This is a genomic window from Cellulomonas sp. P4_H12 (assembly GCF_056400905.1).
Window position 1 is genome coordinate 100761 of record NZ_JBFUKJ010000003.1, and the last position, 19331, is coordinate 120091.

Annotated in this window: 21 protein-coding genes; 7 read left to right on the top strand and 14 right to left on the bottom strand. The window is 73.9% G+C overall.

The window, feature by feature from the left end; genetic code table 11:
* Position 1 precedes the first annotated feature (1 nt).
* The 3 genes from pfkB to AC1DQC_RS03105 all read right to left on the bottom strand — a co-directional run bounded on the left by pfkB (position 2) and on the right by AC1DQC_RS03105 (position 3055).
* Positions 2-949: a 1-phosphofructokinase gene (gene pfkB, locus AC1DQC_RS03095; RefSeq protein ID WP_477049768.1), complete on the bottom strand. Its 948-nt coding sequence runs from the start codon at positions 947-949 to the stop codon at positions 2-4.
* A complete protein-coding gene (locus tag AC1DQC_RS03100) occupies positions 946-1707 on the bottom strand; it encodes a DeoR/GlpR family DNA-binding transcription regulator (protein WP_477049769.1) in 762 nt (253 codons plus the stop codon). Before AC1DQC_RS03100 ends, pfkB begins: the two co-directional genes overlap by 4 nt.
* A 223-nt stretch (positions 1708-1930) precedes the next feature.
* Complete coding sequence (locus AC1DQC_RS03105; protein WP_477049770.1) at positions 1931-3055, bottom strand: GuaB3 family IMP dehydrogenase-related protein; 1125 nt, start codon at positions 3053-3055, stop codon at positions 1931-1933.
* 167 nt (positions 3056-3222) lie between these two features.
* On the opposite strand from AC1DQC_RS03105, the gene AC1DQC_RS03110 reads away from it, so the two are divergent.
* Both AC1DQC_RS03110 and AC1DQC_RS03115 read left to right on the top strand, forming a co-directional pair.
* Entirely contained in the window at positions 3223-3942 is a 720-nt protein-coding gene (locus AC1DQC_RS03110) for an exonuclease domain-containing protein (RefSeq protein WP_477049771.1), read from the top strand.
* A gap of 112 nt (positions 3943-4054) precedes the next feature.
* A complete protein-coding gene (locus AC1DQC_RS03115; protein ID WP_477049772.1) occupies positions 4055-5629 on the top strand; it encodes a helix-turn-helix domain-containing protein in 1575 nt (524 codons plus the stop codon).
* A gap of 11 nt (positions 5630-5640) precedes the next feature.
* Here AC1DQC_RS03115 and AC1DQC_RS03120 read toward each other — a convergent pair whose 3' ends face one another.
* The 4 genes from AC1DQC_RS03120 to AC1DQC_RS03135 form a co-directional block, all read right to left on the bottom strand.
* Complete coding sequence (locus AC1DQC_RS03120) at positions 5641-6369, bottom strand: class I SAM-dependent methyltransferase (RefSeq protein WP_477049773.1); 729 nt, start codon at positions 6367-6369, stop codon at positions 5641-5643.
* A gap of 6 nt (positions 6370-6375) precedes the next feature.
* Positions 6376-7887 (bottom strand): IMP dehydrogenase, encoded by a 1512-nt coding sequence (gene guaB, locus AC1DQC_RS03125; RefSeq protein WP_477049774.1) that lies wholly within the window; start codon positions 7885-7887, stop codon positions 6376-6378.
* Positions 7888-7926: 39 nt separating this feature from the next.
* Entirely contained in the window at positions 7927-8598 is a 672-nt protein-coding gene (locus AC1DQC_RS03130) for a helix-turn-helix transcriptional regulator (protein ID WP_477049775.1), read from the bottom strand.
* A 222-nt stretch (positions 8599-8820) separates the two neighbouring features.
* Positions 8821-9735 carry a MerR family transcriptional regulator gene (locus AC1DQC_RS03135; protein WP_477049776.1) on the bottom strand — a complete coding sequence of 305 codons (915 nt, stop codon included), beginning with the start codon at positions 9733-9735 and terminating at the stop codon, positions 8821-8823.
* A 265-nt stretch (positions 9736-10000) separates the two neighbouring features.
* On the opposite strand from AC1DQC_RS03135, the gene AC1DQC_RS03140 reads away from it, so the two are divergent.
* The gene (locus AC1DQC_RS03140) at positions 10001-10297 is read left to right on the top strand and encodes a WhiB family transcriptional regulator (protein WP_477049777.1); all 297 of its coding nucleotides are present in this window, start codon (positions 10001-10003) and stop codon (positions 10295-10297) included.
* 146 nt (positions 10298-10443) lie between these two features.
* Positions 10444-10842: a hypothetical protein gene (locus tag AC1DQC_RS03145; protein WP_477049778.1), complete on the top strand. Its 399-nt coding sequence runs from the start codon at positions 10444-10446 to the stop codon at positions 10840-10842.
* A gap of 67 nt (positions 10843-10909) precedes the next feature.
* On the opposite strand, the gene groES is transcribed toward AC1DQC_RS03145, so the two are convergent.
* A complete protein-coding gene (gene groES, locus AC1DQC_RS03150) occupies positions 10910-11206 on the bottom strand; it encodes a co-chaperone GroES (protein ID WP_477049779.1) in 297 nt (98 codons plus the stop codon).
* Between the two features lie 215 nt (positions 11207-11421).
* On the opposite strand from groES, the gene AC1DQC_RS03155 reads away from it, so the two are divergent.
* Positions 11422-12603 (top strand): class I SAM-dependent methyltransferase, encoded by a 1182-nt coding sequence (locus AC1DQC_RS03155; protein WP_477049780.1) that lies wholly within the window; start codon positions 11422-11424, stop codon positions 12601-12603.
* Positions 12603-13751: a glutamate--cysteine ligase gene (locus tag AC1DQC_RS03160; RefSeq protein ID WP_477049781.1), complete on the top strand. Its 1149-nt coding sequence runs from the start codon at positions 12603-12605 to the stop codon at positions 13749-13751. The genes AC1DQC_RS03155 and AC1DQC_RS03160 overlap by 1 nt, the downstream gene beginning before the upstream one ends.
* A 7-nt stretch (positions 13752-13758) precedes the next feature.
* Here AC1DQC_RS03160 and tsaD read toward each other — a convergent pair whose 3' ends face one another.
* Positions 13759-14799, bottom strand: coding sequence for a tRNA (adenosine(37)-N6)-threonylcarbamoyltransferase complex transferase subunit TsaD (gene tsaD / locus AC1DQC_RS03165; protein ID WP_477049782.1), 1041 nt, complete (start codon positions 14797-14799; stop codon positions 13759-13761).
* Between the two features lie 87 nt (positions 14800-14886).
* On the opposite strand from tsaD, the gene AC1DQC_RS03170 reads away from it, so the two are divergent.
* Positions 14887-15528: a malonic semialdehyde reductase gene (locus tag AC1DQC_RS03170; protein WP_477049783.1), complete on the top strand. Its 642-nt coding sequence runs from the start codon at positions 14887-14889 to the stop codon at positions 15526-15528.
* A gap of 28 nt (positions 15529-15556) precedes the next feature.
* Here the strand turns inward: AC1DQC_RS03170 and AC1DQC_RS03175 are convergent, their stop codons facing one another.
* The 5 genes from AC1DQC_RS03175 to alr are packed head-to-tail and all read right to left on the bottom strand — an operon-like array spanning position 15557 to position 19328.
* A complete protein-coding gene (locus tag AC1DQC_RS03175) occupies positions 15557-16393 on the bottom strand; it encodes a sulfurtransferase (protein WP_477049784.1) in 837 nt (278 codons plus the stop codon).
* Complete coding sequence (gene rimI / locus AC1DQC_RS03180; RefSeq protein WP_477049785.1) at positions 16390-16869, bottom strand: ribosomal protein S18-alanine N-acetyltransferase; 480 nt, start codon at positions 16867-16869, stop codon at positions 16390-16392. The genes AC1DQC_RS03175 and rimI overlap by 4 nt, the downstream gene beginning before the upstream one ends.
* Complete coding sequence (gene tsaB, locus AC1DQC_RS03185) at positions 16866-17633, bottom strand: tRNA (adenosine(37)-N6)-threonylcarbamoyltransferase complex dimerization subunit type 1 TsaB (RefSeq protein WP_477049786.1); 768 nt, start codon at positions 17631-17633, stop codon at positions 16866-16868. The genes rimI and tsaB overlap by 4 nt, the downstream gene beginning before the upstream one ends.
* 4 nt (positions 17634-17637) lie before the next feature.
* Positions 17638-18171 carry a tRNA (adenosine(37)-N6)-threonylcarbamoyltransferase complex ATPase subunit type 1 TsaE gene (gene tsaE, locus AC1DQC_RS03190; RefSeq protein WP_477049787.1) on the bottom strand — a complete coding sequence of 178 codons (534 nt, stop codon included), beginning with the start codon at positions 18169-18171 and terminating at the stop codon, positions 17638-17640.
* Positions 18168-19328, bottom strand: a complete 1161-nt coding sequence (gene alr / locus AC1DQC_RS03195) for an alanine racemase (RefSeq protein WP_477049788.1) — start codon at positions 19326-19328, stop codon at positions 18168-18170. Before alr ends, tsaE begins: the two co-directional genes overlap by 4 nt.
* Positions 19329-19331: the final 3 nt, after the last annotated feature.

A 19331-nucleotide genomic window follows, 5' to 3' on the forward strand; every position in this document is an offset into this window, starting at 1 on the left:
GTCACAGCTCCTTGAGGGCGAGTCGGGGATCGGGGTTCTCCACGACCTGGACGGCGCCCAGGTCGATGTCGGTGGGGTCGGGGACGGCGGTGCCGGGCAGCAGGACGGCGGCGCGTCCGAACGCGACGGCGGTCCGGAGGCGGTCGCCGCCCCAGCCGTCGGCGGACAGGAAGCCGGCGAGCGTCGAGTCGCCGGCGCCGACGGTCGAGAGCGGGACGATCGGCGGACCGCCGGCCCACCAGGCCCCCTCGGCGACGACGAGCATCGCGCCGTGCGCGCCCAGGCTCACCAGGACGGCGCGGCTGCCGGCGTCGAGGACCTCGTGCGCGGCGTCGACGACGTCCCCGACGGTGACCAGCTCCCGGCCGACCAGCTCGGCCAGCTCCTCGTCGTTGGGCTTGACCAGCGTGAGGCCGCCCGAGCGGACGGCGCGCGCCAGCGGCACGCCCGACGTGTCGAGCGCGAACGGGACCGCGTACCGGGCGGCGAGGCCGGCCAGCTGGACGAAGAACGTCTCGCCGGCACCGAGCGGCAGGCTCCCGGCCCCGACGAGGGCGCGCGGCTGCCGGACCAGCTGGGTCTCCACGGCGGCCAGGAGCGCGTCGACCTCGTCGGGCGTGAGCTTCGGGCCGGGGGCGTTGACCTTGGTGGTCGCGCCGCCGCGCTCGACGAGCGTGAGGTTGGTGCGCGTGTCGCCGTGCACCGGGACCGCGACGGACGGCACGCCGTGCTCGTCGAGCAGCTCGACCAGCCGGCGCCCCTCGGCTCCGCCGGTCGGCAGCACCGCGCGGGACTCGACGCCGTGCCGGACCAGCACGCGGGAGACGTTGATGCCCTTGCCACCCGGGTGGACGTGGGCGCGGTCGGCGCGGTTGACCTCGCCCACCTCGAGCCGGTCCAGCTCGAGCGCGCGGTCCAGGCTGGGGTTGGGGGTCAGCGTGATGATCATGCGGTCACCACCCGGGGGCCGGCGGCCTCGAGCTCCTCGACGAGCTCGGGCTCCACGCCCGAGTCGGTGATCACGGTGTCGACGGCGGTCAGCGGCACCACGTGAGCGAACTCGACGCGGCCGATCTTCGAGTGGTCCGCCAGGACGACCGTGCGCCGCGCGTTGGCTACGAGCGCCCGCTTCACGGAGGCCTCCGCCAGGTCCGGGGTGGTGAGGCCGTGCTCGACGCTCAGGCCGTTGGTGCCCAGGAACGCGACGTCCGCGTGGATGTCGCGCAGCTCCCGCTCGGCCCACGAGCCGACGGCCGCCAGCGTGCGACCGCGGACCGTGCCGCCGACGAGGTGGAGCGTGATGCCGGGCCGCATCGCCAGCACCATCGCCACGGGAAGCGCGTGGGTGACCACCGTCAGCTCCCGGTCCGTCGGCAGGAGCTCCGCGAGCCGCACGGTCGTCGTCCCCGCGTCGAAGATCACGGCTCCGCCGTCGGGGACCTCGTCCAGCGCCGCCTTCGCGATCCGCTCCTTCTCCCCGGCGAGCTTGCCCTCGCGGTCGGCGATGCCGGGCTCGAAGCCCAGCCGCTCGACCGGGATCGCCCCGCCGTGCACCCGTCGCACGAGGCCGTGCCGCTCGAGCACCGTGAGGTCCCGGCGGATCGTCTCGGGGGTGACGTCCAGGTCGTCGGCGAGCCGGTTCACGTCGACCCGCCCGTCGGCGCGGGCCGTGGCGAGGATCTGCTGGTGTCGCTCCGGTGCGTACACATCGACTCCGTGGTCCGCGGCGCCGACCAGGTCGTCAGCGTCCAGTGGCTCCAGGGTGCGCCTCGTCGGGCCGCCATGTCAAGAGATTCGGACAAAGACGGCGGCAAACAGATGTTGATTCAGACATCTTTACTGGTCAGCGCGCCTGGCTCGTCGGGAAACGGACACGCAAAGACGCCCGGGTGCGCCCGTTTTGGGCGCCCCGGGCGTCTGGTCGCGAGGGTCAGTGCGGCTGGTACGGGCTCACGACGACCTCGACCCGCTGGAACTCCTTGAGGTCGGAGTAGCCGGTGGTGGCCATCGCGCGCTTGAGCGCACCGATCAGGTTGAGGGTGCCGTCCGCGGTGTGACCGGGCCCGAACAGGATCTGCTCGAGCGAGCCGGCGGTGCCCACCTCGACCCGCTCACCGCGAGGCAGCTGCGGGTGGTGCGCCTCGGGACCCCAGTGCCAGCCGCGGCCGGGCGCCTCGGTCGCGCGAGCGAGCGCCGCGCCGAGCATCACCGCGTCCGCGCCGCAGGCGACCGCCTTGACCAGGTCGCCGGACCGGCCGACGCCACCGTCGGCGATCACGTGGACGTACCGGCCACCGGACTCGTCCAGGTAGTCCCGTCGCGCGGCCGCGACGTCGGCGACGGCCGACGCCATCGGCGCGTGGATGCCGAGCGAGAGGCGCGTGGTGTGCGCGGCGCCGCCGCCGAACCCGACGAGGACGCCGGCCGCGCCGGTCCGCATGAGGTGCAGGGCTGCCGTGTAGGTGGACGCGCCGCCGACGATCACCGGGACGTCGAGCTCGTAGATGAAGCGCTTGAGGTTGAGGGGCTCCGCGCGGCCCGACACGTGCTCGGCCGAGACCGTGGTGCCGCGGATGACGAACAGGTCGACGCCGGCGTCGACGACGGTCCGCCAGAACTCGTTGGTGCGCTGCGGGGACAGCGCCCCCGCCACGGTGACGCCCGCGGCGCGGATCTCCTTGAGCCGTGCCGTGATGAGCTCGGGCTGGATCGGGGCGGCGTAGATCTCCTGCATGCGGGACGTCGCCCGCGCGCTGTCGAACGTCGCGATCTCCGCGAGCAGCGGCGCGGGGTCCTCGTACCGGGTCCACAGCCCCTCGAGGTCGAGCACGCCGAGTCCGCCCGCCTGCCCGAGCGCCACGGCCGTGGCGGGGCTCATCACCGAGTCCATGGGCGCCGCGATGATCGGCAGGTCGAAGTGGTAGGCGTCGATCTGCCAGCTGACCGAGACCTCCTCGGGGTCGCGGGTCCGCCGCGACGGGACGACCGCGACGTCGTCGAAGGAGTAGGCGCGGCGTCCGCGCTTGCCGCGGCCGATCTCGATCTCGTTGCTCACCGGACCAGGCTACCGGCGCGCGGTCCCGCGCCGACGCAGCCCGAGGACGGACGCGGTCCGCGGCACGCGGGGCACCCTCCCCGGCCGTGTCGGTGCCCGGTGCCATCCTGGCCGTGCACGGGATCCACCAGACCCACGGATCCGCCGCAGGACGAGAGCGAGACACCATGAGCTGGACGGACGGGCCACTGCTCGGCTTCGACACCGAGACCACGGGCGTCGACGTCGACAACGACCGGATCGTCACCGCGGCCCTCGTGCGCCGCGACGAGTCGGGCACGCACGTCCGCAGCTGGCTGATCAACCCGGGCGTCGCCATCCCGGAGGCCGCGGCGGCCATCCACGGCGTGAGCACGGAGCACGCCCGCGAGCACGGCCGGCCGCCGCGCGAGGCGCTGGAGGAGATCGCGGCGGACCTCGCGGAGGCGTTCCGCGGCGGGGTGCCGGTGGTCGCGTACAACGCTGCGTTCGACCTGTGCCTGCTGGACGCCGAGCTGCGTCGCCACAAGCTCAAGACCCTTCCCGACCGTCTCTGCAGCGAGGCGCGTCCGGTGATCGACCCCCTGGTGCTGGACCGCGCCGAGGACCGGCTCCGGAGCGGCAAGCGCAAGCTCGTGGACCTGTGCGGCTACTACCAGGTCGTGGAGTCCGGCGCCCTGCACACGGCCGACGTCGACGTCGTCGCGACCCTGGACGTGCTCGAGCGGATCGTCGGACGGTTCCCGCACCTGGCCACGCTCGACCTCGACACGCTGCACGAGTACCAGTCGACGGCGCACCAGGCGTGGGCCGAGGGATTCAACGCGTGGCGGGCCGAGCAGGGCCTCGACGGTCCTGGTGCCTCCGGTGTCTGGCCCGCCCGGGAGCCCGTCGGCACGCTCTGGTGAGACAGTTCTCATACCGCACCTGAGTTCGAACCGCCTGCTCACGCCGGTTCTGACCGATTCGATGGCGCGCATCACAGTGGCGATATCTCATGGATGAGTTAACGTCGTCTCCATGACCACGACGTCCCTTCCCGTCCCGACGAGCACCGGCGCCCTCCCCGTCATCGAGGACCCGCTCGCGCACGTCGGCTCCCTGGTGCGCTCGGCCCGTCAGCACCGCGGCCTCACGCAGGCCCAGCTCGCGGAGCGCCTCGCCACCAGCCAGTCGGCCATCCACCGCATCGAGCAGGGCGCGCAGAACGTCAGCCTCGAGATGCTCACGCGCATCGGCGCCGCGCTCGACTCCCCCATCGTCACGCTCGGCGGACCGCAGCGGACCCACCTGCGGGTGCACGGCGGTCACACCCTGAGCGGCCGGATCGACGTCAACACGAGCAAGAACGGCGCGGTCGCCCTGCTGTGCGCCTCGCTGCTCAACCGCGGCACCACGCGCCTGCGCAACGTGGCGCGGATCGTCGAGGTGGACCGCATCGTCGAGGTGCTGCGCTCGGTCGGCGTGCGCGCCACGTGGTCGACCGACGGTCGCGACCTCGAGATCGTGGTCCCCGAGCACCTCCAGCTCGACTCGATCGACGTCGACGCCGCCCGCCGCACCCGGTCGATCATCATGTTCCTCGGGCCCCTGCTGGGCCTCGAGGACGAGTTCCGGCTCCCGTACGCGGGTGGGTGCGACCTGGGCACCCGGACGGTCGAGCCGCACCTGATCGGCCTGCGGCCCTTCGGGCTCGACGTCACGGCGACCGCCGGCGACTACCACGCCCTCGTCACGCGAGGCGGCGCGCAGGACCTCGCGGTCGTCCTCACGGAGCGCGGCGACACGGTGACGGAGAACGTCATCATGGCCGCGGCCAGGCGTGACGGCGTCACCACGATCCGCAACGCCAGCCCCAACTACATGGTCCAGGACCTGTGCTTCTACCTGGAGCTGCTGGGCGTCCGGATCGACGGCATCGGCACCACGACGCTGCGCGTGCACGGCCTCGCCGACATCGACGCCGACGTGGAGTACGCCGTCTCCGAGGACCCGGTGGAGGCGATGAGCCTGCTCACCGCGGGGATCGTGACGGGCTCGGAGATCACCGTCGGCCGGGTGCCCATCGAGTTCATGGAGATCGAGCTGGCGACGCTGGCCGAGATGGGCCTGCGCTACACGCTCTCCGACGAGTACGCCGCCGCCAACGGCCGCAGCCGTCTGGTCGACGTCACGGTGCACCCGAGCGACCTGCGGGCACCGATCGACAAGATCCACCCGATGCCGTTCCCGGGCCTCAACATCGACAACCTGCCGTTCTTCGCCGCGATCGCCGCCTGCGCGCAGGGCTCCACCCTGATCCACGACTGGGTGTACGAGGGGCGGGCCATCCACCTCACGGACCTCACCCGGCTCGGGGCGGACGTGCGGCTCCTCGACGCCCACCGCCTGCAGATCACGGGCCCCACGCACTGGTCGGGCGCCGAGGTCTCCTGCCCGCCGGCGCTGCGTCCCGCGGTCGTCATCCTGCTCGCGATGCTCGCCGCCAAGGGCACGTCCGTGCTGCGCGACGTCGACATCATCGCCCGCGGCTACGAGCAGCTGCAGGACCGCCTGGTGGAGCTCGGCGCGCAGATCGAGACGTTCCGCGACTAGCCCGGGACCCGTCAGGCGCGGCGGAGCGTCACGGTCGCCGCGGACGGGTCGTCGGGATCGGCGACGGTCGTCGTCACCAGCCCGGCCTCGACGGCGAGCGCCTCGAACTGCGCCCAGCTGTACCAGTGCAGGAGCCACACCCGTTCGGCCACCTCCACCGACCCGTCGACCCACCGCTCGTAGCGCAGGGAGGTGCGGCGGGTCCGTGCGACGAGGTCGAGCTCCTCGTCGACCACGGCGACGCGCAGCACCGTCCCGCCGGTCGTCACCTCGCGGAACACGCCGACCTGCGACGCGGGGGTGGGCCCAGGCACGAACAGGGGCACGAGGGCGGTGCCGTCGTCCGTCAGGTGCGCGTGGATCGCGCGGAGCGCGCTGAGGGCGGCCTCGTCGTCGGGAAGCAGGGTGAAGGTGGCGCCGGCCAGGTAGATCGACCGGTACCGCCGCGGCAGGTCGAGGTCCTCCATGCGCTGCTGGTGGACCGTGACGGAGAGCCCCCGAGCGTCCGCCGAGGCGCGGAGCCGGTCGAGCATGTCTGCCGACGAATCCACCCCGTCGACGTCGAGCCCGAGCGCGACCAGGTCGAGGAGCGGGTCCCCGTCGCCGCAGCCGAGCTCGAGCGCGGGCTCGCCCGACGACCGGACGAACGCCGCGTACTCGGACGGGTCCGAGGTGAACGACCGCAGCGGGGCGTACAGCTCCGCGACGAGCCCGGTGTAGAAGTCCGCCGGGTCAGACAAGACGGCTCAGCGGCCGGTGTAGTTCGGCGCCTCGACGGTCATCTGGATGTCGTGCGGGTGCGACTCCTTGAGCCCGGCCGCGGTGATCCGGATGAACTTCCCGCGGTCCTGCAGCTGCGGGATGGTGTGCGCGCCCACGTAGAACATCGACTGGTGCAGGCCGCCGATCAGCTGGTGCGCGACGGCCGACAGGGGGCCGCGGTACGGCACCTGGCCCTCGATGCCCTCGGGGACGATCTTCTCGTCGGACGACACGTCCGCCTGGAAGTACCGGTCCTTCGAGTACGAGATCCGGCCGCGCGACGCCATCGCCCCGAGGGAGCCCATCCCGCGGTAGTGCTTGAACTGCTTGCCGTTGACGAACACGAGCTCGCCCGGCGACTCGTCGCACCCCGCGAGGAGCGAGCCGAGCATCACCGTGTCCGCGCCGGCCACGAGGGCCTTGGCGATGTCGCCCGAGTACTGCAGGCCGCCGTCGCCGATGACCGGCACGCCGGCCGGCTTGCACGCGCGGGCGGCGTCGTAGATGGCGGTGACCTGCGGGACGCCGACGCCGGCGACGACGCGCGTGGTGCAGATTGACCCCGGCCCGACGCCGACCTTGACTGCGTCCACGCCGGCGTCGACGAGCGCCTGCGCGCCGGGGGTCGTCGCGACGTTGCCGCCGATGACCTGGACGTGGCAGGTCGACGGGTCGGACTTGAGCCGGCGGACCATGTCGAGCATCAGGCGCGCGTGCCCGTTGGCGGTGTCGACGACGAGCGCGTCCACCCCCGCCTCGACCAGCGCGGAGGCCCGCTCCCAGGCGTCCCCGAAGAACCCGATCGCGGCGCCGACGACCAGCCGCCCCTCGCCGTCCTTGGTGGCGTCCGGGTACTGCTCGGACTTCACGAAGTCCTTGACGGTGATGAGGCCGCGCAGGATGCCGGCGTCGTCGACCAGCGGGAGCTTCTCGATCTTGTGCTTGGCCAGCAGCGCCGCCGCGTCGTCGCGCGCGATCCCGACCGGCGCGGTCACCAGCGGCATCGGCGTCATGATCTCGCGCACGCGGCGGGTCTCGAACTCGCCGCCGGGCACGAAGCGCAGGTCACGGTTGGTGATGATGCCGAGCAGGAGCCCGTTCTCCGCGATCACCGGCAGGCCGGACACCCGGTAGATGCCGCACAGGTGGTCGAGCTCGGCCAGCGTCGCGTCCGGGCCGACGGTGACCGGGTCGGTGATCATCCCGGACTCGGAGCGCTTCACCAGGTCCACCTGGTGCGCCTGGTCCTCGATGGACAGGTTGCGGTGCAGGATCCCGATGCCGCCCTGGCGCGCCATGGCGATGGCCATCCGCGACTCGGTGACGGTGTCCATGGCGGCCGACAGCAGCGGCACGCGCACGGAGATCTCGCGCGTCAGCCGCGAGGTGGTGTCCACCTCGCTCGGGATGACGTCCGTCTCCCCCGGCAGGAGGAGCACGTCGTCGTAGGTGAGCCCGATGCGGGCGAACGGGTCGGCAGGCGAGTGCTCCGTCATCCCGCAAGGATACGCGGGCCGACGGGCATCCCCGACGACCTAGCGGATGAGGCCGCGACGCAGCCCGATCGCGACCGCCTGGGCGCGGTCGTTGGCGCCGAGCTTGCGGAACAGCCGGCGCGCGTGGGTCTTGACGGTGTCCTCGGACAGGTAGAGCTCGGCGCCGATCTGCGCGTTCGACCGGCCGTGGCTCATGCCGGTGAGCACCTCGATCTCGCGCTTGGTCAGCGGCACGCCCGGGATGGCACCCGTGGTCGGCACGCCGGCGGGAGCTGCGTTGGCGTCGGCCGGCGCGACGACGGGCACGCCCCCCGACGGGGTCCGCGCCTCGGAGCGGAAGCCCCCCTGGCTGGGCACGTCCACCGGGGGCGTGCGGGGGCCACCGGGCGCGGGCAGCACCGGGCTGGCCAGCACGTGGGCGGCGACGGCGGACAGCTCGGCGCGCCCCACGTCGGGCGCGAGGAAGCCGCGGGCGCCGAGCGCGAGCGCCCGGTCGAGCGCCACGGTGTCGTCCGGGAGGGCGAGCAGCACGATCGCGGCGGCCGGTGCGACGGCGCGCAGCCGGCGGATCGCCTCGATCGCTCCCGGCGCGGCCAGGTGCGCGTCGAGCAGCACGACCGTCGGCGGCATGCGCCGCGCGAGGCTCAGCAGCTCGTCCACCGACGACGCCGCGCGAACGGGACCGAGCGCGGGCACGCCGATGGAGGTCACGACGAGTCGCTCTCGAACGACCGCCGAGCCGTGACAGACCACGACTCCCGCCATGTTGATTCCCCTCTCGGTCCCCGTGCGGGGCACTTGAGTCCTATCGGCCGACGATCACGCAGAAGTTAGCCCCTGTGGCGAACCACACCCCCTGCCGACGGGGCTTCGTCCGCCCGTGAGCCTCCTGCGCGGAATGTCTCACCCGCTCGGCGGCGGCGATTCGTCCGTTCAGTGCTCGACACCGGCCGTCGCGACCGCGAGGAGCTCGTGCAGGAGGCCCGTGAACGACCGGGCCCGGTGCACCGACCGACCGAGGGGGACGGCGTGCGCGGCGGCATCCGGGACCATGACGAACTGCGGGAGGTCCGGCTGGTCGTGCGCGAGCCGGTCCACCACCTCGAGGTCCACGTCGGCCCTCTCCCCCAGCGTCACCACGGCCCGGGCGCGCGTCATGGCGGAGAGCTCGACGGCATGGTGCGCGCCGACGGGCCCGCCGACGATCCGGGCGTCGACCCCCTGCGCGGCGAGCGCACCCGCCAACGCGTGCGCGACGAGCGGCCGGGCCTCCCGGGGCGCGACGAGCACCAGCACGACCGGTCGCCGCGAGCCGGGACCCGGGGCCGGGCGTTCGCGCAGGGCCGCCAGGACCCCGGACTGCACCGTCGCGACCGCGTCCACGCCGGGCGGGTCCACCACCGTCCGCCGGGCCAGCGCGTCGAGCGCCGGCTCGACGAGGCCCGTCCACCAGGCGACGACGTCGCCGGCCGGCTCCAGGGCGAGCAGCCGTCCGCACCGGTCCACGTCGCCCGCGAGCGCGGCGTCGACCACAGCCGTCGGCGTGGGGGTGCCGACGGCGGCGCCCTGGGTCGGCGCCGCGGAGACGTCGGTGGCGAGCGCGATCCGGGCCGACTCGGCGGGCGCCACCCCGTCGAGGGTGAGGCGTCGCATCACGAGCAGCCGCTCGACGTCGACGGCCGAGTAGCGCCTGTGCGCCCCGGCCGAGTGCTCGGACGGCCCCAGCCCGTACCGACGGTCCCAGGTGCGCAGCGTCGCGGGGGCCACCCCGAGCCGGCGGGCCACCGCCGCGACGGCGAGGGCGGGCGTCGGCGGTCCCGCCGGTTCGTCGTCCTCGCGCGTCACCATGGCGCGATTCTGCCAGCCCGGCGCCAGTTGGCCCGTTCAGGCGCGTCGCGCCGCGACACGCCGACCTGCGCGTTCGTCGGCAATCGCGCCATCACACGAATGTGTGACACGGTCTTGAACAACTTCTGGCGCGGTTGTAACGTCCTCCCCAACGCGTCACCCCGTACGGATCTGCAAGAAGCGCACATCCTGCTGGCATCCCGTGTTCACGACATTCCCGCGCAGCCGCCCACCGGCGGGGCGCGGAACGACTGAGGAGGAACTCATGGCCGAGATCTCGCGCCTTCCCGGACCGGTGATGGACCTGTGGGAGTGGCAGTTCGACGGCGCATGCCGCGACGCGGACCAGGACCTCTTCTTCCACCCCGAGGGCGAGCGTGGCTCGGCCCGCCGGCGCCGCGCCGAGGCGGCCAAGGCGATCTGCGCCACGTGCCCGGTGCTGAAGGAGTGCCGCGAGCAGTCGCTCGCCGTCCGCGAGCCCTACGGCGTGTGGGGCGGCCTGTCCGAGGACGAGCGCGCGGCGATCCTCGCCCAGCGCGGCCGCGCCACCAAGGTCGGCTGACACCCGCCAACGAGCAGAGCCCTTCCCTCTCGGCACGACGAGAGGGAAGGGCTCTTTCGTGCGCCGAGGACCCGCACGGGTGAATGCCCTCCTCGGCCGGTCGCCGGAGACGCCACACTCGGAGTCAGTCTCGGAGCGGAGGACCGGTGCAGGCACGGAGGCTCGCAGCACTGGGCGTCCTGGTCGGGATGCTGGGCGCCTGCGCGACGGAGGTCGGGGCGCCTCCACAGAGCTTCGCGAGCCGCCCCGCGCTGCCGTCGTGCGGCGAGCTCGAGATCGCGCAGGGCGAGAGCGTGCCCGACGACGCGTGGGAGTGCCTCGACCAGGCCGTGGCCGGCTCCGGCGCCGAGCTCGTCGTGACGAGCCCGACCACCGAGGGCGACCCGACCACCACCTACTACCGCGTCGGGCCGGGCATCGACCATCTCGAGCTGTTCGTCGACGTGAGCCAGGACGCGTTCCGGGGCGACGGACCGGCGTGGTCCCACCAGGTCTGCCCCGACACCGTCACGGTCGCCGCGCCGCTCGGGTGCGCGGAGGCCTGAGAACGAGGAAGACCCCCGCGGCAGCGCCGTGGGGGTCTTCTCGTGCGGGGCGCGAGCGCCCCTCAGGTCACTTGACGACGATCGCGAGGATGTCGCGGGCCGAGAGGATGAGGTACTCCTCGCCCGAGTACTTGACCTCGGTGCCGCCGTACTTCGAGTAGATGACCTTGTCGCCGACGGCGACGTCGAGCGGGATCCGGACGCCGTTGTCGTCGACGCGGCCGGGACCGACTGCCAGGACCTCGCCCTCCTGGGGCTTCTCCTTGGCGCTGTCCGGGATGACGAGACCGGAAGCGGTCGTCGTCTCTGCCTCGAGCGTCTTGACGACGATCCGGTCCTCGAGGGGCTTGATGGAGACCGACACAGCGGACCTCCCCTTCGCATGTGAGTAGTTCTCTGAGGTTCGTGCGCGCTGTCGGGCCACGTCGTCGCGGGTGCCGCGGCCTGGAGCGCAGCTGGCACACTCACCGGGAGAGTGCCAGCGCCTCACTCTAGGAACCGGTTAGCACTCGGTCAAGGCGAGTGCCAGTGCGGCACCGGATCCGCCCCCGGCTCGCCGCTGCGTGCGAGGATCGCGGCATGGATGCCGACGGCCTCACCCAGCTGCTCAGCCCGGAGGGCTGGGCCCTGCTGTCGGCGCTGCCGCCGTACGACGAGTCCCGCACGATGGCGTTGTCCGAGCGCCTGCGCGACGAGGGCATCGACCCCGCTCTCGTCGCCGCTGCCCTGACCCAGTCGCGGCTGCGCGCGAAGGCCGCCGCCAAGTTCGGCACGTTCGCCGACGGCATGCTGTTCACCGCCGCCGGGCTCGAGCAGGCCACCCGGCTCACCGTCGCGGCCCACCACGCGCGCCGATTCCGGGACGCCGGCAGCACCCTGGTCGCGGACCTCACCAGCGGCATCGGCGCCGACGCCATGGCCTTCGCGGGTATCGGCCTGCGGGTGCTGGCCACCGACGTCGACGAGGCGACCGCCGCCATCGCCACCGTGAACCTCCGGCACTTCCCCGACGCCGTAGTGCGCCACGGCGACGGGCTGGCGCTGGACCTCGAGGCCGAGGGGGTCGACGGCGTCTACGCCGACCCCGCCCGCCGCACGTCGTCGGGCAGCCGCGTGTTCGACCCGGCCGCCTACGAGCCGTCCCTCGACGCGGTCCTCGCGGTCCGCGACCGCGTCCCCGCGCTCGGCCTGAAGCTGGGTCCCGGCATCCCCCACGCGGCGCTCCCCGCGGACGCGCACGCGCAGTGGGTCTCCACGGACGGCGACGTCGTCGAGGTCGGGCTCTGGTTCGGGCCGCTCGCCCCCGAGGGCCCGGGGCGCTCGGCCCTCGTCCTGCGGGACGGCGAGGCGCACGTGGTGGAGCAGACCTCGGACGAGCGGCCGCCGACCGGTCCGGTGGGCGGCTACCTCTACGAGCCCGACGGCGCGGTGATCCGCGCGGGGCTGGTCGGCGAGGTCGCGGCGCAGGTGCGCGGCCGGCTCGTCGACGCCACGATCGCCTACGTCACGTCGGACACCCTCGTGCCCGTGCCGTCCGCGACGGCCTACCGGGTGCTCGACACCATGCCGTTCGGCCTCAAGCGGCTCCGCACCTATCTGCGGGAACGGGACGTGGGCAGGCTGACCATCAAGAAGCGCGGCACGGCGGTGGTCCCCGAGCAGCTGCGCCGCCAGCTGGACCTGCGGGGCAGCAGCGCCGGCACGATCATCCTCACGCGCGTCGCGGGCAGCCAGCAGGTGCTCGTGGTGGAGCCGGCCTGATGGCCGCACCGGTGCCCCTGCCGTTCGCGCGGTCGGAGCGGTCCACCGTCGGCATCGAGTGGGAGGTCGGCCTCGTCGACGCCGACTCCGGCGACCTGCGGCAGGCGGCCGAGGCGATCCTGGCTGCGGTGCGCCCGGCGGACGGCTCCGAGCACCCCCTGATCACGCAGGAGCTCCTGCTCAACACCGTCGAGATCCGGTCGGGAAAGTGCCGCACCATCGCCGAGGCGGTGGCGGACCTGCAGCGCGCGCTCGACGAGGTCCGTGCCGCCGCCGAGCCCCTGCGCATCGAGCTGATGGGCAGCGCGACGCACCCGTTCGCGCACTGGGCCCAGCAGAAGGTCACCGACAAGCAGCGGTACGCGACGCTCATCGACCGCACGCAGTGGTGGGGCCGGCAGATGCTCATCTACGGCGTCCACGTGCACGTGGGCATCGAGGACCGCGACAAGGTGCTGCCGATCTCTCGAGCGATGCTCACCGTCTTTGCCCACATCCAGTCCCTGTCGGCATCGTCGCCGTTCTGGGGCGGCAAGGACACGGGCTACGCCTCGAACCGCGCGCTGCTGTTCCAGCAGCTGCCCACGGCCGGCCTGCCGCCGGGCTTCGACCAGTGGTCGCAGCTCGAGCAGTACGTGGGCGACATGATGCACACCGGCGTGATCGACCAGTTCGACGAGATCCGGTGGGACGTGCGCCCGGCGCCGCGCTTCGGGACCCTCGAGATGCGGATCGCCGACGGAGCCTCGAACCTGCTCGAGGTCGCCGCGATCTCGGCCCTCACCCACTGCTTCGTCGAGCACTTCTCGACGATGCTCGACCGCGGCGAGACGCTGCCCACGCTGCCGCCGTGGTTCGCGCAGGAGAACAAGTGGCGGTCCGCGCGGTACGGCATGGACGCGATCATCATCACGAACGCCGCCGGCGACGAGGAGCTGGTGACCGACGCGGTCGGCCGGTGGCTCGTCGACCTCGCTCCCGTGGCCGAGCGGCTCGGGTGCGCCGCGGAGCTCGAGCAGGTGCGCGTGATCCTGCGCCGGGGCGCCTCCTACCAGCGCCAGCGCGCGGTCGCCCGCCGCCATGCGGGCGAGCTCGACGCGGTGGTCCGCTCGCTCGTCGCCGAGCTGCAGGCCGGCCGACCGCTCTGAGCCGCCGTCAGACCAGCACCTGCGTCAGCGGCATGGACGAGTCGACGGGCAGGTCCAGCGACGAGGGCGGCATCCCCCGCCGCAGCACGGCCGAGCCGAGGGCCGCGATCATGGCGCCGTTGTCTGTGCAGTAGCGGATCGGCGGGATGCGCAGCTCGATGCCCGCCTCGGCGCACCGCTTGGCCGCCATGTCCCGCAGCTGCGAGTTCGCCGAGAACCCGCCCCCGACCACGAGCGTCTCGACGCCGTGGGAGCGGCAGGCAGCGATCGTCTTGGCGGTCAGGACGTCGGCCACGGCCTCGGCGAACGACGCGGCCACGTCGGGCAGCGGCACCTCCTGGCCGGCGTCCTGCCGGGCCTCGACCCAGCGGGCGACGGCGGTCTTGAGGCCGGAGAACGAGAAGTCGGCGGCGTGAAGGGCCTGGTCCTTGGCCGCGGTCAGCCCGCGCGGGAACCGGATCGCGGTGGGATCGCCCTCCCGGGCGAGCCGGTCGATGTGCGGGCCGCCGGGATAGGGCAGCCCGAGCAGCCGGCCCACCTTGTCGAACGCCTCCCCGGCCGCGTCGTCGAGCGTCGAGCCCAGCTCGGTGACGTGCACGGTGTCGTCGATGAGTAGCAGCGACGAGTGGCCGCCGGAGACGACCAGGGCCATCACCCGCTCCGGGAAGGCGCCGTCGACCAGCTCGTCGACGACCGCGTGCCCGATCACGTGGTTGACCCCGTACAGCGGCTTGTCGAGCGCGAGCGCGAGCGCCTTCGCCGCGGACGCGCCCACCGTGAGGGGGCCGACGAGTCCCGGCCCGGCCGTCACGGCGATCGCGTCGACCTCGTGGAGCGAGACGTCGGCGGTGGCCAGCGCGCGCTCGATCGTCGGCACCATCGCCTCGAGGTGCGCGCGCGAGGCGATCTCGGGGATGATCCCGCCGAACCGCGCGTGCTCGTCCACCGAGCTGGCGACGGCGTCGACGAGCAGGTCGTAGCCGCGGACGAGGGCGACGCCGGTCTCGTCGCAGGAGGTCTCGATCCCGAGCACGAGGGGGTCAGCCATGCGCACCAGGATAGGTGCGCGCGGCGGTGTGACGACCGCCACCCCGCTGCCCGGAACAACCGGGGATAGTTGACGCTTCAACGAGACATGACCACTGACACCACCGTCCTGGACGGCCTCGACTTCAACCCGTCCGGTCTGGCCGTCGGCGACGACGTCGCCGACCTCCTGTTCCGTGAGGCGCGCACCGCCGCCACGTTCACCCCCGACGAGGTCAGCGACGAGCAGATCGCCGCGGTCTACGACCTGGTCAAGTGGGGCCCCACGGCCCTCAACATCATCCCGCTGCGCCTGCTCGTGGTGCGCACGCCCGAGGCCCGTCAGCGCCTCGCGGCCCACATGGCCGAGGGCAACCGGGACCGCGTCCTCGCGGCGCCCGTCTCGCTCGTCCTGGCCGCCGACACCGGCTTCCACGCCCACATCCCGACGCTGGCGCCGCACATGACCGCGCTGGCCGACACGCTCGAGGGCCAGCCCGAGCAGCGCGAGTCGATGGCCCGCACCAACGCCCTCATCCAGGCGGGCTACCTGATCGTCGGCCTGCGCGCCGCCGGCCTGGCCGCCGGCCCGATGGGCGGCATGGACGCCGAGGGCATCGACGCCGAGTTCTTCGCAGAGAACGGCTGGAAGTCGCTCCTCGTCGTCAACGTCGGCCACCTGGCCGGTGCTGGCACGACGCGCCCCCGCGCCGAGCGCCTGGCCTACGACCAGGCCACGCTGACCGTCTGACCGGACCCCTGCCGGAGGCCGCGACCCCCTACGAGGGGGTCGCGGCCTTTCCTGTCTCCGCCGGGCGGCGCGGATCGTTCGACCACTGCGACCACGAGCCGGGGTACAGGGCGGCCTCGACGCCGATCGACGCCAGCGCCGCGACCTCGTGCGCGGCAGTGACTCCCGAGCCGCAGTAGACGGCGACCGGTCCGGCCAGGCCGGCGAACCGCGCGCGCAGCTGCTCGTCGGCGAGGAACGTGCCGTCCGCCGCGAGGTTCCCGACCGTGGGTACGGAGATCGCCCCCGGGATGTGGCCGGCGCGTGGGTCGACCGGCTCGACCTCGCCCGCATACCGCTCGGCGGCTCGCGCGTCGAGCAGGGAGCCGGTCCAGCCGGCCGCGTCGTCGGCCTCGATGGTCCGCAGCGCGCCGCGCACCAGGACGACATCCCCCGGTTCCGGTGTCACGGAGCCGGCCTCGAGCGGCAGGCCGGCCGCGGACCAGGCGTCCAGACCTCCGTCGAGCAGGCGCACGTCGGTCAGGCCGGCCCAGCGCAGCAGCCACCACACGCGGGCGGCGGAGGTCCCGCCGACGGCGTCGTAGGCGACGACGGGCCGCTCGGCCGAGACTCCCCACCGCCGCGCCGACGCCTCGAGGGCAGCCACGTCGGGCAGCGGGTGCCGCCCGTCCCGCGGCGAGGCGGGCGCGGCGAGCTCGGTGTCGAGGTCGACGAACACCGCGCCCGGCAGGTGCCCCGCGAGGTACCGCTCGTGGCCGTCCGTCTGCCCCAGCGCCCAGCGCACGTCCAGCAGGACGGGCGGCTCGTCGCCGGCGAGCGCCTCGGCCAGCCCGAGGGCGTCCACGATCACGTCGGTCCTCGTCACGCAGGTTCTCCCGTCGCCCGCAGGTCCAGCCGCATGGTCCAGGCGTCGATGTTGCCCGGTTGGTAGTACGCGCGGCGCATGCCCAGCTTCTCGAACCCGACGCTCTCGTACAGGTGGATCGCGGGGTCGTTGTCCACGCGCACCTCCAGCAGGACCACCGCGGCACCGAGGGTGCGGGCCCGGTCGAGCAGGTTCTCGAGCAGCCGTCGCCCCACGCCCCGCCCCTGATAGCGCGCGTCGGTGCCGATGGTCATGACCTGGGCGTCGAACCCGTCGAACCACAGTCCCGCGTACCCGACCAGAGCGCCGCCGACCACCGCGCCGACGTACCAGCGGCCCGGTCCGACGATCTCCGCGGCGAGGCTCTCGGGCGACCACGCGGCCGCGCCGAACAGCTCGACCTCCATGCGCTCGAGGTCCGGCAGATCGGCGGGGCACAGCACGCGGACGACGACACCGTCCGGCTGCTCGGTCATCCGAGCACGCGCTTGCGCGCGGCCTGCGGCACGGCGTCGGGCCGGCGCAGGTAGAGCGGCTCGGTGTCGAGCACGCGCCCCTGCGCGAGGCGGGCGAGCGCGAGCCGTGCGAGCTCGGCCGGGTCGGGGTCGAGGAGCCCGGACCCCTCGAGGTCGGGGGCCTCGTCGGCGAGCGGTGCCGTGCCGGGCAGGGCGGCGGGGGCCACCACGGGCCCCGGGACCGCACCGTCGACGCGCCGGACGAAGGTGTCGGCGTACAGCGCCGCGCCGCGGCCGATCGCCAGGGCGCCGGCGGTCCGCGGGTCGGCAGCGACGTCGGCGGCCGCCGAGACCTCGGGCGGGACCAGCACGTCGATGCGTCCGGCGTCGACCAGCCGGTACAGAGCCCAGTAGACCTCACGCCGGCGCGCGTCGGTGGCGACGACCACGTCCGTACCCGCCGGCAGCACGCGCGACGCCCGCGCGGCCACGGCGTCGAGGCTGGGCACGCCGTGCACGGGGATGCCCAGCGCCAGCGCCAGCGTGCGGGCGGTCACCAGGCCCACCCGGAGACCGGTGAACGGCGCGGGGCCGGTCCCGACGACGACGGCGGTGAGCTCGCGCCGATCGACCCCGGCCTCGGCCAGGACGTCGGCGATCATGGGTGTGAGCAGCTCGGCGTGGTGGCGCTGCTGCGCGTCGGACCGCTGGGCCAGCACCTGGCCGGCGTCGTCGGTCAGGGCCACCGCGACGGCGGCGGAGGTGTCGAGGGCGAGGACGGGCACGGGGTCAGCCTGCCACCGGGTCGGCGTCGGGCAGGGCCACGTCCGCCCACCGTGCACCGACGGGCCGCACCGTCACCACGCGTTCGCCGGCGGCCGCGTCGTCCAGGTCGTCGTCGGCGATGCCTCCCCCGCGAGGCCGCTGGAGCGTCACCTCCAGCCGGTCCTGCGCGAGCGACTCCACCCAGCCCTCGCCCCACTCGACCACGGTGACCGCCTCGTCGAGGCTCGAGTCCAGGTCGAGGGCGTCCACCTCGTCGAGCGAGCCCAGCCGGTACGCGTCCACGTGGACGAGCGCGGGGCCGCGGCTGCCGTCCGGGCGGGCGAGCGGCGGGTGCTCCCGGGCGATGATGAACGTCGGGGACGCCACCTGACCGCGCACCTGCAGCCCCGCGCCGATCCCCTGGGTCAGGGTCGTCTTGCCGGCCCCCAGGTCTCCCGTGAGCACGACGAGGTCCCCGGCCCGCAGCACGCCCGCGAGCGCGCGCCCGTACGCGCGGGTCGCCTCGGCGTCGGGCAGCCGGACGGTGATGCTGGTCATGACACCTCACTGTCGATGTGGACGCGCGGGACCCGGGACCCGACGCGGGTGACGATCTCGTAGGAGATGGTGCCGGCGACGTCCGCCCAGTCCTGCGCCGTGGGGCCGCCGTCCCGCCCGGTGCCGAACAGCTCCACGCGGTCGCCCGCCTGCTCGGTCGCGCCGGGACCGAGGTCCACGACGACCTGGTCCATGCAGACGCGCCCGGCGACGCCGAGGGTCCGACCGCCGACGCGCACGGGTCCGCCGAGCCGCTCGTGGGTCCCCGACGCGTGCCGCGGGATCCCGTCGGAGTACCCGAGCGGCACCAGCCCGAGCACGGTGTCGCGCGGCGTCACGTACTGGTGGGCGTAGGAGACCCCGTGCCCGCCGGGGACGGCCTTGACGTTCGCGAGCTCGGCCTCGAGCGTCATCGCCGGGACCAGCCCGAACTCGTCCGGGCCGCCGAGCTGCGGCACGGGCGAGAGGCCGTAGACGGCGATGCCGGGCCGCACGAGGTCGTAGTGCATCGCGGGGGCGGTGAGCGTGGCGGCGGAGTTGGCCAGGTGCCGCACCTCGAGCGAGATCCCCGCACCCTCGACCGCCCTGAGGGCGTCGGCGAACACCTCGGCCTGCAGCTTGACCGTGGGGTGCTCGGGCTCGTCGGCGAACGCGAGATGGCTCCACACCCCGACGACGTCGACGGCCCCCTCGGCGCGCAGCCGCAGGACCTCGGGCAGCAGCGCGGCGAGGTCGTCCGGCGTGAGGCCGTTGCGGCCCAGCCCCGTGTCGACCTTCAGGTGCGTACGCGCCGGGCGCCCGGCGGCGCGGGCGGCGGCCGCGAGCTCGTCGAGCGCCCACCCGGCGGACACCGAGACGTCGATGTCGGCCTCGACCGCCTCGCGCAAGGGAGCGCCGGGCGCGTACAGCCAGGTCAGCACCCGGGGGGCGACGATCCCGCCGCGCCGCAGCACGAGGGCCTCACCGACCTGCGCGGTGCCCAGCCACGTGGCGCCGCCGGCGACGGCTGCCGTCGCGGTGGGCAGCAGCCCGTGCCCGTACCCGTCGGCCTTGACCACCGCGAGTACCTGCGCGGTCGGGGCGTGCGCGGCCAGCGACCGGACGTTGGCGCGGACGGCCGCCAGGTCGACGACGGCACGCGCGGGGTACGAGCTCACGGC

Bases quoted from the DNA above. Each gene is read 5' to 3' on its own strand.
- pfkB (WP_477049768.1), bottom strand. From the start codon at position 949: ATGATCATCACGCTGACCCCCAACCCCAGCCTGGACCGCGCGCTCGAG.
- AC1DQC_RS03110 (WP_477049771.1), top strand. From the start codon at position 3,223: ATGAGCTGGACGGACGGGCCACTGCTCGGCTTCGACACCGAGACCACG.
- AC1DQC_RS03115 (WP_477049772.1), top strand. From the start codon at position 4,055: ATGACCACGACGTCCCTTCCCGTCCCGACGAGCACCGGCGCCCTCCCC.
- guaB (WP_477049774.1), bottom strand. From the start codon at position 7,887: ATGACGGAGCACTCGCCTGCCGACCCGTTCGCCCGCATCGGGCTCACC.
- AC1DQC_RS03135 (WP_477049776.1), bottom strand. From the start codon at position 9,735: ATGGTGACGCGCGAGGACGACGAACCGGCGGGACCGCCGACGCCCGCC.
- AC1DQC_RS03140 (WP_477049777.1), top strand. From the start codon at position 10,001: ATGGCCGAGATCTCGCGCCTTCCCGGACCGGTGATGGACCTGTGGGAG.
- AC1DQC_RS03155 (WP_477049780.1), top strand. From the start codon at position 11,422: ATGGATGCCGACGGCCTCACCCAGCTGCTCAGCCCGGAGGGCTGGGCC.
- AC1DQC_RS03160 (WP_477049781.1), top strand. From the start codon at position 12,603: ATGGCCGCACCGGTGCCCCTGCCGTTCGCGCGGTCGGAGCGGTCCACC.
- tsaD (WP_477049782.1), bottom strand. From the start codon at position 14,799: ATGGCTGACCCCCTCGTGCTCGGGATCGAGACCTCCTGCGACGAGACC.
- AC1DQC_RS03170 (WP_477049783.1), top strand. From the start codon at position 14,887: ATGACCACTGACACCACCGTCCTGGACGGCCTCGACTTCAACCCGTCC.
- rimI (WP_477049785.1), bottom strand. From the start codon at position 16,869: ATGACCGAGCAGCCGGACGGTGTCGTCGTCCGCGTGCTGTGCCCCGCC.
- tsaE (WP_477049787.1), bottom strand. From the start codon at position 18,171: ATGACCAGCATCACCGTCCGGCTGCCCGACGCCGAGGCGACCCGCGCG.